The 14,496-nt window shown below is 60.2% G+C and carries 14 protein-coding genes; 4 read left to right on the top strand and 10 right to left on the bottom strand.

The window, feature by feature from the left end:
- Positions 1-2: 2 nt before the first annotated feature.
- On the bottom strand, positions 3-2,870 hold the full coding sequence (locus K3756_RS12990; RefSeq protein WP_259988025.1) for a monovalent cation/H+ antiporter subunit A: 2,868 nt from the start codon (positions 2,868-2,870) through the stop codon (positions 3-5).
- Positions 2,871-3,088: 218 nt separating this feature from the next.
- Positions 3,089-4,288, bottom strand: a complete 1,200-nt coding sequence (locus K3756_RS12995) for an ROK family transcriptional regulator (protein ID WP_259988027.1) — start codon at positions 4,286-4,288, stop codon at positions 3,089-3,091.
- A 183-nt stretch (positions 4,289-4,471) separates the two neighbouring features.
- Between K3756_RS12995 and K3756_RS13000 the strand changes: the two genes are divergently transcribed.
- The 3 genes from K3756_RS13000 (at position 4,472) to K3756_RS13010 (ending at position 7,432) form a co-directional block, all read left to right on the top strand.
- The gene (locus tag K3756_RS13000; RefSeq protein WP_259988029.1) at positions 4,472-5,491 is read left to right on the top strand and encodes a sugar ABC transporter substrate-binding protein; all 1,020 of its coding nucleotides are present in this window, start codon (positions 4,472-4,474) and stop codon (positions 5,489-5,491) included.
- A gap of 112 nt (positions 5,492-5,603) precedes the next feature.
- Complete coding sequence (locus tag K3756_RS13005; protein ID WP_259988031.1) at positions 5,604-6,668, top strand: ABC transporter permease; 1,065 nt, start codon at positions 5,604-5,606, stop codon at positions 6,666-6,668.
- Positions 6,668-7,432 (top strand): ATP-binding cassette domain-containing protein, encoded by a 765-nt coding sequence (locus K3756_RS13010; RefSeq protein WP_259993559.1) that lies wholly within the window; start codon positions 6,668-6,670, stop codon positions 7,430-7,432. The genes K3756_RS13005 and K3756_RS13010 overlap by 1 nt, the downstream gene beginning before the upstream one ends.
- A 2-nt stretch (positions 7,433-7,434) precedes the next feature.
- Here the strand turns inward: K3756_RS13010 and K3756_RS13015 are convergent, their stop codons facing one another.
- Positions 7,435-8,334 carry a LysR family transcriptional regulator gene (locus K3756_RS13015; RefSeq protein ID WP_259988033.1) on the bottom strand — a complete coding sequence of 300 codons (900 nt, stop codon included), beginning with the start codon at positions 8,332-8,334 and terminating at the stop codon, positions 7,435-7,437.
- A 128-nt stretch (positions 8,335-8,462) separates the two neighbouring features.
- On the opposite strand from K3756_RS13015, the gene K3756_RS13020 reads away from it, so the two are divergent.
- Positions 8,463-8,609, top strand: a complete 147-nt coding sequence (locus K3756_RS13020) for a hypothetical protein (RefSeq protein ID WP_259988035.1) — start codon at positions 8,463-8,465, stop codon at positions 8,607-8,609.
- Between the two features lie 10 nt (positions 8,610-8,619).
- Here K3756_RS13020 and K3756_RS13025 read toward each other — a convergent pair whose 3' ends face one another.
- From K3756_RS13025 to K3756_RS13055, 7 genes are all read right to left on the bottom strand, one after another.
- Positions 8,620-9,765 (bottom strand): M56 family metallopeptidase, encoded by a 1,146-nt coding sequence (locus tag K3756_RS13025; RefSeq protein WP_259988037.1) that lies wholly within the window; start codon positions 9,763-9,765, stop codon positions 8,620-8,622.
- Positions 9,752-10,147: a BlaI/MecI/CopY family transcriptional regulator gene (locus tag K3756_RS13030; RefSeq protein WP_259988039.1), complete on the bottom strand. Its 396-nt coding sequence runs from the start codon at positions 10,145-10,147 to the stop codon at positions 9,752-9,754. The genes K3756_RS13025 and K3756_RS13030 overlap by 14 nt, the downstream gene beginning before the upstream one ends.
- 81 nt (positions 10,148-10,228) lie before the next feature.
- A complete protein-coding gene (locus tag K3756_RS13035; RefSeq protein WP_259988041.1) occupies positions 10,229-10,627 on the bottom strand; it encodes a DUF2160 domain-containing protein in 399 nt (132 codons plus the stop codon).
- A complete protein-coding gene (locus tag K3756_RS13040) occupies positions 10,627-11,424 on the bottom strand; it encodes a carbohydrate ABC transporter permease (RefSeq protein WP_259988043.1) in 798 nt (265 codons plus the stop codon). Before K3756_RS13040 ends, K3756_RS13035 begins: the two co-directional genes overlap by 1 nt.
- Positions 11,421-12,284, bottom strand: coding sequence for a carbohydrate ABC transporter permease (locus K3756_RS13045; protein WP_259988045.1), 864 nt, complete (start codon positions 12,282-12,284; stop codon positions 11,421-11,423). Before K3756_RS13045 ends, K3756_RS13040 begins: the two co-directional genes overlap by 4 nt.
- Positions 12,281-13,354, bottom strand: coding sequence for an ABC transporter ATP-binding protein (locus tag K3756_RS13050; protein ID WP_259988047.1), 1,074 nt, complete (start codon positions 13,352-13,354; stop codon positions 12,281-12,283). Before K3756_RS13050 ends, K3756_RS13045 begins: the two co-directional genes overlap by 4 nt.
- A complete protein-coding gene (locus K3756_RS13055; protein ID WP_259988049.1) occupies positions 13,354-14,418 on the bottom strand; it encodes an ABC transporter ATP-binding protein in 1,065 nt (354 codons plus the stop codon). The genes K3756_RS13050 and K3756_RS13055 overlap by 1 nt, the downstream gene beginning before the upstream one ends.
- Between the last annotated feature and the right edge of the window lie 78 nt (positions 14,419-14,496).

Raw genomic sequence — 14,496 nt, forward strand, 5'->3', positions numbered from 1 at the left:
GCTCAGCCCCCCTGCTCTTGCGGTTTGTCCGTACGCGGACGCGCGGGGTTGATATCCATTGCATACTCACTGTCTTTGACATGGGCGCGGCGGGCCAGACGGCTGAACCCGTCGATTGACAACATGACCGCACCGACAACCGCAAGGAACACGCCAAGATCGAACAGCGCCGCGGTGGCCAGTTCGAATTCCTGGAATGGCGGGATGCGCACGTAGGTAAAGTCGGATGTCAGGAAGGGCTTGCCTACGAACCACGATCCGATCCCCGTCAGCCCCGCCACCAGCACACCTGCGCCGATCACCCCGTGATGGGGGTAGCGTTGCCGGTCCGTGGCCCAGTTGTACCCCGAGGCCATGTACTGCATCAGCAGGCCGATCGACACGACAAGCCCCGAGATGAAGCCGCCGCCCGGCTCGTTGTGTCCGCGCCAGAAGATGTAGAAGCCCACCATGATCACCACCGGCATCAGGACGCGCGTCAGCACGACCATCATCATCGGGTGCATGTCCCCCGCCAGCTGTCTGCCGGGTTTTCGGTTCAGCAGGCGCGCGCGAACAGGCCCGCCGAGCAGGCTTTCCGTAAGCGCGTAGATCAGCACCGCCGCGATGCCAAGAACGATGATTTCGCCGAAAGTGTCGAAACCACGGAAATCCACGAGGATCACGTTGACGACGTTTGTACCGCCGCCGCCCTTGTAGCTGTTGGCCAGATGGAATTCTGAGATCGGCGAGGACACCGCGTCGCGCAGTAGATAGTGATAGCTCAGCGCGAATGCCGCGACACCGCCTGCCACCGCCAGCGCCCCGTCGCGCAACCTGCGCAAAACAGTCGATTCCACCGGCGTGCCCGTGGGCAGGAAATTAAGCGCCAGCAAGAGCAGCAAGGTGGTGACCACCTCCACCGTGATCTGTGTCATCGCCAGATCCGGCGCGCTGAAGAATACGAAGCCGACGGAGACCATCAGGCCGACAATCCCGATCAGGATCAGGGACAAAAGGCGGTTGCGGTGCAAAAGGACCATCCCGGTCACGGCCGCCACCAGCATCAGCCAGCCCGCGATTTCGATTGCTCCTACGGGCTGAAGCTGCCGGGTCGCGGGACCGATGGTGCCGGACGCAAACGCATAATACCCCGCCAGAATGACGGTTATTGCCATAATCGCGCCGTAGCGGGAAAACGCGCCATTGTGGATCGGATGGGTCAGGCCCTTGGCTGTTGATACAGCGCCTGCGATGACCGCGTCGAAGAGCGTCTTGGCTTCGGGCCGCGGCGCGGCATCCCACGCGCGCAGGAGCGGTTTGAACACTGCAAGTACGATCAGGCCGCCGACCACCGCGGCGATGGACATGTACAGGGCCGGGACCAGCCCATGCCAGATCTTGATATAGGCTTTGGGCATGTCTGCCGTTCCGGCAAGCACGGCCTGCGTGATGCCACGCACCGCCGGCTCCGCGATAAAGGGCGCCACACCGATGGCCACCACGAGGACGGCCAGCAATGCGGGCGGCCCCCACATGCCGACGGGGGGATCGTGGGGATGGGCCGGGTAGTCATCCCGCTGCGGCCCCAGAAACGTGTGGCTGATGAGCCGGAAACAATAGGCCGCCGAGAACAGAGAGCCGATCACCGCGAGCGTCGGCACAAGCCACGGCGCACCGAAAAGGGTCGTGTGCGTTGCTTCTTCCAGCATCATTTCTTTTGACAGGAAGCCATTAAGCAGCGGGATACCCGCCATCGACAGCGCCGCGATCACGACGATCACAAAGGTGATCGGCATCAGCGTGCGCAGCCCCCCGAGGCGGCGGATGTCTCGGGTTTTGGCCTCGTGATCCACAATGCCCGCCGACATGAACAAGGCCGCCTTGAACGTCGCGTGGTTCATGATGTGGAACATCGCCGCCATCACACCAAAGGCGGTACTGGTCCCCAGCAGCATCGTGATGAGACCCAGATGGCTGACCGTGGAGAAGGCCAGCAAGGCTTTCAGGTCATGTTTAAAAAACGCGATGACGGCGCCCAACACCATCGTGACCAAACCGGCTGTCGTGACGATCACGAACCATTCAGGTGTGCCGGACAGAACCGGCCACAGACGGGCCATCAGGAAAATCCCGGCCTTCACCATCGTTGCGGAGTGCAGATACGCCGAAACCGGTGTGGGGGCGGCCATGGCGTGTGGCAGCCAGAAATGGAACGGAAACTGTGCCGATTTCGTGAAACAGCCCAATAGGATGAGGATGAGCGCGGGCAGATACAGTGGGCTGTCCTGAATAAGATCGCGGTTTTGCAAGATGACGCTGAGATCGTAGCTGCCTGCCGCCTGCCCCAGAAGCAACATCCCCCCGATCAGCGCGAGCCCTCCCATCCCCGTGACGGTCAGGGCCATGCGGGCGCCTTGCCGGCCTTCGGGCAGGTGCTTCCAGTATCCGATCAACAGGAAGGACGACAGAGACGTCAGCTCCCAGAAAACCAGCAGTAACAGGATGTTGTCGGACAGCACGATACCCACCATCGCGCCCTGAAACAGCAACAGATAGGTAAAGAATTCGCCCATGTTGTCTTCGCGGGCGAGATAGAAGCGCGCATAGGTGATGATCAGCAACCCGATGCCCAGAATGAGCGTTGCAAAGAAGAAGCCAAGTGCGTCCAGCATCAGCGTGAGGTTCAGGCCCAGCGACGGTATCCAATCGACCCGCATCATGACCGTGTCGCCCGCCATGATCGCAGGCAGGTTGGTTATCAGCCCGACAAAGGCGGCGAGTGTCACGGTAAATGTAATGCCAGCACAGGCTGCACGTCCGGCCGAATTCATCAGCCCCGGTAGCAGTGCCCCAAGGAACGGCAAAGCGACGATCAGAAAAAGGGACACGCGTGCTCCTTAAAATCAGTTGTCGGGTGGTCGCCCCACCGCCCGGATGTGCCTTAGTCGAAAAAACGACTGCAATTGTCAAACGATCAATCACCTCCCGCACGCTGCAAAGCGGCGAAATTCACATCGGTAACTGGCCTGACTGACCCCCTAGATAGATCGTAAAACCGTAGCTTAAAGAGATGTCACAGTTTATATTACAAAAACCCTGAGGTTTTTCACGCAACCGACAAACCTGCATTCGTATTGAGCAGAAATTGCGAGAAGATCGGCGCGCTTGCCGCACCGATCGCACGGGCGTTGCCGCCGATGTTGCCACTTTCGATCTGCGGTGGCAGCAGGCCGCGCGTGTCCTGGGTCACGATGTACCTGCGCACCCTTTCGACCAGTTCATTGCGTATTTCCGCAGGAAAGGCACCGTCGATCAGGATCGCCTCGAAATCGATCACCGAACAAATCGACAGGCTGGCCTTGGCCAGTTCCTGTGCCGTCTGGCCCAGCCACGGGTCGACGTAGCGGCTGATCCCGCGCCAGTCTTGCGGGGACTTCCAGATGACATTGGGGTCGATGTCGACTTCGGCCAGTCGCGCTTCCAGCAAATGGATCGACGCCATATCGATGAGCCGTTTGCTTTCGCCCAGCGGGCTGATTGTGGGCAGCGATCCCAGCGCACCGGCATTGCCCTGCCGCCCTTCGAACACCGAATGGTTCAGGACGATACCGCCCCCGACGAACGCGCCCACGAAGAAATATGCGTAATCGCGGAATTCCTTGCCCCGACCGAAAACCTGTTCGGCCTGACATGCCGCGGTCGCGTCATTCAACAGGCTGACGGGGAGCGTACTGAAGGCGCTGATCCTTGCGCGGATGTCGATGTCTTTCCAAAGTTCATAGGGCCCGATCGCATCGGCCCCGTGCGCGCCCCAGTTCCACATCTCGAAGGGGGCCGCCACACCCAGTCCGCAAACACGTCGGGCTTCGGCCGGCGTAATCGAGGCCATGATTTCGGCGATGCCCTGTTCAAGAAAGGCAAAAACGGCACCCGGTTCGGGGTGATCGTAGCGCAGTACGCGCTGCTGGCGCAAAGCGCCCGTGAAATCCATCAGAAGCAGATCGGCAGACCGGCGGCCAATTTTCAGGCCAAGCGACAGCACACCGCCCGGCGCAAGACGCATCGGGACCGACGGTTTGCCCACCTTCCCGCGCATAGGATCACCCCGAAGCAGCAACCCCTCGTTTTCCAACCGCTTCAGAATCGCGGAGACCGCGGGCGGCGACAGTCCGGCCAGCTTTGACACATCACTGCCCGGCATCGCGCCGTGGCGCTGCAACAATGACAGGATCAGCCGTTCGTTGTGATTGCGCACGCCGCGTTGGCTGAGGCCCGCGCTGATTGATCTGACGACAGAATTTTCCATTCCGGCCTTCATATCGACATCCTCCGCGTTCACAAATACACATTTTTGATTAATAAATAAAGTTAACTAATTAATTGACAGGCGCGGTAGAATCACGTTTTTTAAGCGACATTCGCCGTGCATCACGATGCGGTGATCGTTCGGGGCACACCGGACACACATGAAATTTTCTGGGAGGAAACCATGAAGAAGCTGCTTATCGGCACCGCACTTGCGGCCATCGCATCCGCCACGACCGCCATGGCCGACGGACATGCGACATCCGCGTGCCTGATCACCAAGACCGACACGAACCCGTTCTTTGTCAAAATGCGCGAAGGTGCGACGGCCAAGGCCGAAGAGCTTGGCATCTCGCTCAATTCCTATGCCGGTAAGGTCGACGGTGACCACGAAACGCAAGTGCAGGCCATCGAGACCTGCATCGCGAACGGCGCGAAGGGCATCTTGCTGACGGCCTCCGACACCGCGTCGATCGTGCCCGTCGTGCAGCAGGCCCGCGATGCCGGTATCCTCGTGATCGCGCTGGACACCCCGCTCGAGCCGATCGACAGCGCCGACATGACGTTTGCAACCGACAACTTTCTCGCAGGTGAGCTGATCGGTCAGTGGGCCGCGGCGCAGCTTGGTGACGAGGCCGCGAATGCGCGTATCGGCATGCTCGATCTTGCTGTCTCGCAGCCTTCGGTCGGTGTCTTGCGTGACCAGGGCTTCATGACGGGTTTCGGGATCGATATCAAAGACCCCAACAAATGGGGTGACGAGGACGATGCCCGGATCGTGGGCCATGACGTGACTGCCGGTAACGAAGAAGGTGGCCGCAAGGCGATGGAGAACCTGCTGGCCAAAGATCCTTCGATCAACGTGGTCTATACGATCAACGAGCCTGCGGCAGCCGGTGCCTATGAGGCGCTCAAGGCAATCGGTCGCGAGAACGACGTGCTGATCGTTTCCGTGGATGGTGGCTGTCCCGGTGTGCAGAATATCGCGGACGGGGTCATCGGTGCCACGTCGCAGCAATATCCGCTGCTGATGGCGTCCAAGGGGATCGAGGCGATCGCTGCCTGGGCCAAGGACGGTACGAAACCCGAAGCCACGGACGGCAAGGCGTTCTTTGATACCGGTGTGGCGCTGGTGACGGACCAGCCGGCCGACGGTGTCGAGTCCATCTCGGTTGCCGAGGGTACGGAGAAGTGCTGGGGCTGAGGCCTCTGGTGCCGGTCCGGCTTGTCTGAACCGGCATTTCACAGTCTGATCGGGGTGGGCCCACACGCCCACCCCTTTTCATAACACCCGCCATTCAGCGGCCGGAGGAACCATGTCACAATCCGACGAATATGAAACCGCAGCCAACCGGGCCAATGACATCGCAGCCTTTGAGCCGCACAAGAAGGGCTTCATCGGCCACTTCCATCACGCATTGCACACCAACCCTGCCCTTGTCCCGCTGATCGTGCTGATCGCGGCGGTTGTGGGTTTTGGTCTCTACCTCGGCAGCCGTTTTCTGTCTCCCTTTGCGATGACGCTCATCCTGCAGCAGGTCCAGATCGTGGGCGTGCTGGCAGCGGCGCAATCGCTGATCATTCTGACCGCTGGCATTGACCTGAGTGTGGGTGCGCTGGCCGTGCTGACGTCGGTGGTGATGGGCCAGTTCACCTTTCGCTACGGCATTCCCGCGCCCATCGCGGTGGGCCTGGGGCTCGCCGTGGGTACGGCGCTGGGGGCTGTGTCAGGCTGGCTCGTCAGCCGGGTGAAACTGCCCCCCTTCATCGTGACGCTGGGCATGTGGCAAATCGTGCTGGCGGCGAATTATCTGTATTCGAACAACGAAACGCTCCGCTCTCAGGACATCGAGGCACAGGCGCCGTTCCTGCAGTTTCTGGGGACCAAATTTAATGTGGCGGGGGCCGTCTTTACGCTGGGCGTGCTGCTGATGGTTATCCTGGTCATCGCGCTGGCTTATGCGCTCAAGCACACAGCCTGGGGGCGACACGTCTACGCGGTGGGCGATGACCCCGAGGCGGCAGAGCTGGCAGGCGTCAATGTCCACGGCACGCTCATGTCTGTCTATATGCTTGCGGGCTTCATCTGTGCGCTTGCCGGATGGGTGATGATCGGAAGGTTCGGATCGGTCTCTCCTTCCGCGACGACGGGGGTTATCGGCAACATTCAGGCAATCACCGCCGTGGTGATCGGGGGCATATCGTTGTTCGGGGGGCGCGGATCGATACTGGGTGCGTTCTTCGGGGCCCTGATCGTCGGCGTGTTCGAACTGGGTCTGCGCATGGCGGGGGCCGATCCGCAGTGGACCTTCCTTCTTATCGGTGTGTTGATCATTGCCGCTGTCGCCGTCGACCAGTGGATCCGGGAGGTATCATCGTGATGGAACCCATTCTCAAAGGCCGCAATCTGACCAAGCGCTACGGCAAGGTCACGGCATTGGACCAGTGTGATTTCGACCTGATGCCCGGCGAAATTCTCGCTGTGATCGGCGACAACGGCGCGGGCAAGTCATCGCTGATCAAGGCGGTGTCAGGGGCCGTCACACCCGATGAGGGGGAGGTTTTCCTCGATGGCGAAAAGGTCAATTTCCGCTCGCCGATCGACGCACGCGATGCAGGGATCGAAACGGTCTACCAGACACTTGCCATGTCCCCTGCCCTATCGATCGCGGACAACATGTTCATGGGCCGCGAACTGCGCAAACCCGGCTGGCGCGGCACCCTGTTCAAGCAACTCGACCGCAAGCGCATGGAGGATTTTGCCCGCGACAAGCTGTCGGAGTTGGGGCTGATGACCATTCAGAACATCAATCAGGCGGTGGAGACACTGTCGGGTGGTCAGCGCCAGGGTGTTGCGGTGGCGCGCGCGGCCGCTTTCGGATCAAAGGTGATCATTCTGGATGAACCGACTGCCGCGCTTGGCGTCAAGGAATCGCGCCGCGTGCTGGAGTTGATACTCGACGTTCGCTCGCGCGGTATCCCGATCATCCTGATCAGCCACAACATGCCCCACGTGTTCGAGGTAGCAGACCGCATTCACGTCCACCGCTTGGGCAAACGGCTGTGTGTCATCGACCCCAAGGATTACACCATGTCCGACGCGGTGGCGTTCATGACCGGGGCCAAGGACGCGCCGGTGCAGTAACGCTACATCCGCCATTCGGGAGGAAGATCGCGCATGATGTCGGGCAAATGCTTGGCACAGAACGCCATGAACCCCCGGATGAGCGGATCGGCGTGGCCCGCGCGGCTGGTGACCAGCCAGAGCCCCTGTTTCAGCGCCGGATCGCCAAAACAGAACTCCAGGAGCGGATCGATATCGCCTTCGGCCCGCGGCGCGATTCCCACCCCTTCGCCCGCATGGATCAGACCGATCATCCCGTCGAGTGAGGATATATCGGTGATCTCGGTGGTCTGTGGATAGCGGGCCTGCGTCGAGGCCATAGGTTCGGAAAAGGAATATTCCCCCGTACAGCGCACGAGCCTGTGTGTCGCAAGATCATCAAAGGACCGCGGCGCACCATGCTGCGCGATGTACGGTTTCGACGCGTAGAAGCCCCACGGATGATCCATAAGCTTGCGCGCCACGAGCGTGTCGCCCTCAAGCTGGACCGCGGGGCGCAAAGCGACATCGGCCTCCCCGTCCTCGAGGGAAAGTGTGCGGGGTTGGCTGTCGATCTCGAAGCGGGCCTCTGGATGTTGTTGCCGGAACCGTGCGGTCAGCCCTGCGGCATACCGGATCGCGATGGGATTGGCCGTCAGCCGTATTGTCCCTGACAGGCGGCGCGTCATGTCACGCGCGCGCACATCGAGCGCGTCTGCTGCCGCTTCCATCGCCTCGGCATCGGCCAGAAGACGGCGCGCCGCTTCGGTCGGAATGGCCCCGCGCGCCCCGAAATCAAACAGCGTGAGCGAAAGCGCCGCTTCGAGACGCGCAATACGGCGACTGACCGTTGTCTGGTTCGTGCCCAGATGACGGGCCGCTTCGGCGGCAGACCCGTGACGGACCACCGCAAGAAACATCCGCATATCGGACCATTCGAACATCTCGGCCTCCTGTCAGCGCTGCGTTTTTGCAGATGTGATCTCCATCAATCACGGTTCTGACAGGCGCACAAGTGGGTCACCCTCAATGGCGTGGCAGTTGACCTGCCCAACGCGAAAAGGAGCGAGAGATGAAACTGATGTATGCTTTGGCGATGTTATTGCTGATGGGGGTGGGCACTGCCGACGCATTTGGCGCGCCGGTGACGGACTTATTTCCGCCCGTTGATTATCCGGCCCCCGAAGCGCCCGAGCCGTCATCCGGCACGGAGGATTAGGCGCCTTCCGTCAGTTGCGGATACGGCCAAAAGTCGACAGGCGGTTGATTTCGTCGAGCCGTTCCAGATTGACAACTGTCGACAACATCAGCCGATCCTGGCTCCAGTCCGCCGGGCGCTGTATCGCAACGGCGGTCAGGAAAATCGCGGCAGCCATCGGCATGACGGTCACGGCATACAAAAGGCGGGGCCGCCGCAGATGTCGCAGATCCAGCAGCGCCGTTATCCGGTGCTGCAGAAAGCTCATCTTGCCGTCCCGCAGCGCCGACCGGTCCGCAGTCACAAGTGTGACCTTCGGAACGGCGACCACAAACATACGGTCCTTGCGCAGCGTCTGCTGGCACACCGACAGCAGCGTGTCACAATAGGCACGCACGTCGATCCTGCCCCGGCGCAGGACTTCGGCATCACAGCTGAGTTCACGCAGGTTTTCGACCTGCCTTTTCCACGCGTGATAGGCCGGGTTGAAGAAGAAAAACGGTTTGAGCGCTTCGAGAATGATTTCCCACTCGATGTCGCCCTGCCGCAGATGCTGGAATTCATGCGCGAGCGACACGGCCAGTTCCTGACGTTGCCCCAGCATATGCGAAGGGATTACCACATAGTAGTTGCGCAGCCCCCGTGTGGAGAAGGGCACCAACGTCCGGTCCGACAGGCGCAGATGGATCCGGCCGATCCGGCGCCACGTATAGCCCGCCGATACGATGCGAAAGAGGCAGATGACCGAATAACAAAGCCGCAGCGTCCCGATGGCCATGCTGACCAGAAAGGCCGCGATGGCGCACAGCGCGACCCAACCTGCCGCGTTGATGACGTTGTTCATGAAGGTGTGGCGCAGATTGACCAGCCGTTCAAATTCGGTCGCCTGCATCTCGAACCCGCCGTTCAGGTAATAGGCGACCACCATGTCCGACAGGTTGACGTTGACGCTCTTGGCGTAGCCATTCGATTGCAGCGTTCCCAGCGCCAGCACCAGAAACGGCGATAAGATGATTGCGACGAATACGGTGTTGAGCAGCTTGAGCTGTGTGGCGTGACTGTGCTGCAGGCCGCCGCGGTTCAGGGCAAACCGCACCGCCAGCCACAACAGGTAGGCGACAAATATGAGGATATTGGCATTGATGAACGCATTGAGAAGGGCTTCACCCGGTATCATTTTTCAACCTCCGATCCACTAAGGCCCGAATTTTCCCCAATGCCTCTGTGCTGAGATCCTCGTCGTTGACGAGCCGCGCCACCAATGACACCGGCGTGTCATCGAACAGCTTAACGGATAAATCCCTGAGCGAGCGGGTCTGGTAGGCGTCTTTGCCCAGCGTCGGTTTGAAGACATGGCGCTTGCCGTCTTTCTTGCTGGTGACGAATTCCTTTTGTTCGAGTATGCGCAGGATCGTCGCGCCTGACGTATACGCCAGATCACGGCCTTCGGGCAGTTGGTCCAGCACATCGCGTACCGTCCCCTCGCCCAAGGCCCAGAGTTCGTTCATGAACTCCAGTTCGACTTCGGTCAGCAGTTCACTTTTCTTCTTCTGTCTCATGCAGACCTATCCAACACGCATCGCCCACTCGTTACACAGGGTTGAGTAGATACGAAATTACGGGTTTCGCAAAACCCTTTCTCAAACCTTCCAGAAACAGAAGACCCCCCAAGCCATCGACAATCCCAATGGCGCCCACAGCGGTTGCCCCATCAGACCAAGCCATGCAAGGAAGATGTAGGCCGTTCCCAGAAGCGTGATGAACAGCCGGTCCCCCAGCGTGGTGGTGAGGCCCAACACGCCCACCCGTTCAATTCCGTCCCGGTATTTCGTGATTTCCAGAACCGCGATAATCGCGATCGCGCCGAAAATTCCGCAAAACAGGACAAAGGTGACCGGCGTCCACGCCATCCAGAAGCTCGGCCAGAGCGGGTCAGTCCACGAAAAACCCTTTTCTTCGGCTTCTTTTGCGACGTTGCCCCATCCTTGGGCCCAGGCATGGCCCGGCATCAACAGGGCAGGCAATAGCAGACGTTTCATCAAACTCTCCCCAGGGCAAAGCCCTTCGCGATGTAGTTGCGTACGAAATAGATCACGATGGCCCCCGGTATGATCGTCAGCGTACCGGCAGCCGCCAGCAGCCCCAGTTCGTAGCCCGCAGAAGACGCCGTTTTCGTCATGGTCGCGGCGATGGGTTTGGCCGCCACGGCCGTCAGCGTCTTGGCCAAAAGCAGTTCAACCCATGAGAACATGAAACAGAAGAACGCGGCCACGCCGACACCCGCCTTGATCGTGGGAAGGAAAATGGTCACGAAAAAGCGCGGAAAGGAATAGCCGTCGACATAGGCTGTCTCGTCCAGCTCCTTGGGGACGCCCCCCATGAACCCTTCGAGAATCCAGACGGCAAGCGGGATGTTGAACAAACAGTGGGCCAGCGCCACCGCGAGGTGCGTGTCAAACAGCCCGACTGACGAGTAAAGCTGGAAGAACGGCAGCGCGAAGACGGCAGCAGGCGCCATGCGATTGGTCAGCAGCCAGAAGAAAAGCTGCTTGTCGCCCAGAAACCGGTAACGCGAGAAGGCGTAGGCTGCGGGCAAGGCGACGGCCACCGAAATTACGGTATTGAGCGAGACGTAGATGATCGAGTTGATGTAGCCCCAGTACCACGTCGGGTCGGTAAAGATGACGCGGTAGTTTTCGAGCGTGAATGTCTGCGGGAAAAGCGAAAAGCCCGACAGGATCTCGTTCGTTGTCTTGAAGCTCATCGCGACGAGCCAATAGATCGGCAACATCAGGAACGCGATATAGAGGATCGGAATGAGGGAGCGTTTTCTCATTGCGCATCGTCCTTTGTCATCAGTGTGTAGAACAGCCACGACACCAGAAGCGTGATTGCAAAGTAGATCAGGCTCATGGCCGCCGCAGGACCCAGATCGAACTGACCCAGCGCGATCTTGACCAGATCAATCGACAGCAGCGTGGTCGAATTGCCCGGCCCGCCGCCCGTCAGCACGAAGGGTTCGGTGTAGATGTTGAAACTGTCCATGAAGCGCAGCAGGATTGCGATGGTCAGCACCGTCTTCATCTTGGGCAGCTGGATATAGCGAAACACCTTCCAAGGGCTTGCGCCGTCGATCTTGGCCGCCTGATAATAGGCGTCGGGGATCGATACCAGACCGGCATAGCTCAGCAGTACAACAAGCGATGTCCAGTGCCACACGTCCATCACGATGATCGTGATCCACGCCGAAATCGGTTGCTGCGTCATGTCATAGTTAATGCCCAGCACATCGTTGAGGAAATATCCCAGCAGACCGATCTTGGGCAGCGTGAGGATGTTCCACATGGAGCCGACGACATTCCACGGGATCAGCATGGGCAGCGCCATCAGCACCAGACAGACGGGCACCCAGAACCCTTTGCGCGGCATCGACAGCGCTATGATGATACCGAGCGGGACCTCGATGATGAGGATAAGGAAGGTGAAGAGGAACTGTCGCCCGAGTGCCGCCTGAAAGCGGTCAGAGCGCAGGATCTGTTCGAACCAGTCCAGCCCTTGCCAGAAGAAGATGTTGTTGCCGAACGTTTCCTGCACGGAATAGTTCACGACAGTCATGATCGGCACGAGCGCGTTGAAGGCGACCAGCAACAGCACCGGAAGCACAAAGAACCATGCCTTCTGATTTTCGGTTTTCATGCCCCTGCCTCCGTTGCGAGCCATCCATCACGGTAAAGTCGGGTCTGATCGGGACGGAAGGCCAGATGCACCTCTGCCCCCCGTTCGGGCACGGCGCCTTCGACGATGGCCTTGACCGGCGTGTCGCCCACCATCGCCTCCACCACCGCGTGGCGGCCGATGTCCGACACCTTGCGGACGCGCGCGGCCAGACCGTCATCGGCGAGCGACACAAATTCGGGCCTGATGCCCAATTGCGTCTGCCCCCCGCTTCCCACAATCCGCCCTTCGAGCCTGACAGGTTGGCCTTCGAAAAGCGCGCTGTCGCCATGTTGCGATACCGGCAGCACGTTCATCCCCGGTGATCCGATAAAGTGCCCGACAAAGGTGTGCTGAGGCCGCTCGAACAGCTCGACCGGCGTGCCGATCTGGACGATTTCACCCTCCTGCATCACCACCACCTGATCGGCGAAGGTGAGCGCTTCGGTCTGGTCGTGCGTCACGTAGATCATCGTGGCCTGCACCCTTTGATGCAGTTCCTTCAGCTTTGATCGCAGTTTCCATTTCAGATGCGGATCGATCACGGTCAGCGGTTCGTCAAACATCACCACGTTCACGTCGTCGCGCACCAGCCCGCGGCCCATCGAGATTTTCTGCTTGTTGTCAGGCGACAGGTGCGCCGCGCGAATGTCGAGCATGTCTTCGACTTCGAGCATGGTAGCAATTTCACCCACCCGCGCCTTGATGCGCGCTTCGTCGACACCGCGGTTGCGCAAGGGGAACGCAAGGTTCTCGCGGACGGTCATCGTATCGTAGATCACCGGAAACTGGAAAACCTGCGCGATGTTGCGCTGATCGGGCGGCAGCGCCGTGACATCGCGATCATCGAACAGGATCCGGCCCTCGGACGGGGTCAACAGGCCCGAGATGATGTTGAGCAGCGTTGACTTTCCGCATCCCGAAGGCCCCAACAGGGCATAGGCACCGCCGTCTTCCCAGTCGAGGTCGATTTCCTTGAGCGCGTAGTCGGCGGGGGATGCGGGATTGTCGAGATAGGAATGCCGCAAGTTTGAGAGTGTGATTTTCGCCATCAGGCCACGAGCCTCCCGTCGGGTGCGAAGTAGAATGCGTTGTCAGGGTTCATGAAAAAGGCATGGTCCGCGCCAACCTCGTAGGGGTGCACGCCATGTGCCAAAGAGACCCACCCATCGTCACCCATCTGGAAATGCGCGCTCGACTCCGATCCGGACAATTCGGTCACAAGGACCGTCCCGTTGAGCGCCACACGGTCCGATGGTCCTTGCACGGGGCTGACATGGTGGGGTCGGATCGCGACGGTATAGCTGCCATCGGCGAGAGACGCGGCGGCACCGGTCAGGGTCCACTCCACACCATTGGGAAGCCGCGCAACGGTACCCGTCTTGGTGATCGCGGCGGCATTGATCGGCGGGTCAGAAAACACCCGCGCCGCGGTCAGATTGTCCGGTTTGCGGTAGATCTCGGCCGTGGGCCCGAATTGCGTCACGCGCCCATCGTCCATCAGGGCCGTCCGCCCGCCCAGCAGCAATGCCTCCTCAGGCTCGGATGTCGCATAGACCACGACGGCGCCGCGCCCGGCAAAAAGCTCCGGCAATTGCTCACGCAGTTCTTCGCGCAGTTTATAGTCCAGATTTGCCAGCGGTTCGTCGAGGAAAACGGCCCGGCTTTCCTTGGCAATGGCGCGCGCCAGCGCACACCGCTGCTGCTGGCCGCCCGACAGTTCCTGCGGACGCCGTTTCAGCATCGGACGCAGTTGGAGAATGTCGGCGGCCTCTTCCACGCGGCCCTGTATTTCCGATTTCGCCATGCCCGCAACCCGCAGGGGCGAAGCGATATTGTCGTAGACTGTCATCTGCGGGTAGTTGACGAAAAACTGGTGAACAAGACTGATGTTGCGTTTCTGCGTCGACAGGCGCGACACGTCCTGCCCGTCCATCCAGACCTCGCCGGAGGCCAGCGGATCAAGCCCCGCCATCAGTTTGATCAGGGATGTCTTGCCCGCCCCGGTCTGGCCCAGCAGCACGTTGAAATGCCCGGTCTCCAACACCAGCGAGGTCGGCTTGATATGGGTGATCCCGCGGGTCACTTTGCTGGCCTGCTTCAGCTCGATTGTCATGGGGGTGATGTCCTGCGTGTAAAAAGGCCGGGGCAATCTGCGCCCCGGCCAGTGGCTGGCCCGAAAGAGGTATCCGGC

This window comes from Sulfitobacter sp. S190, from assembly GCF_025141935.1.
In the GTDB taxonomy this organism is placed as follows: domain Bacteria; phylum Pseudomonadota; class Alphaproteobacteria; order Rhodobacterales; family Rhodobacteraceae; genus Sulfitobacter.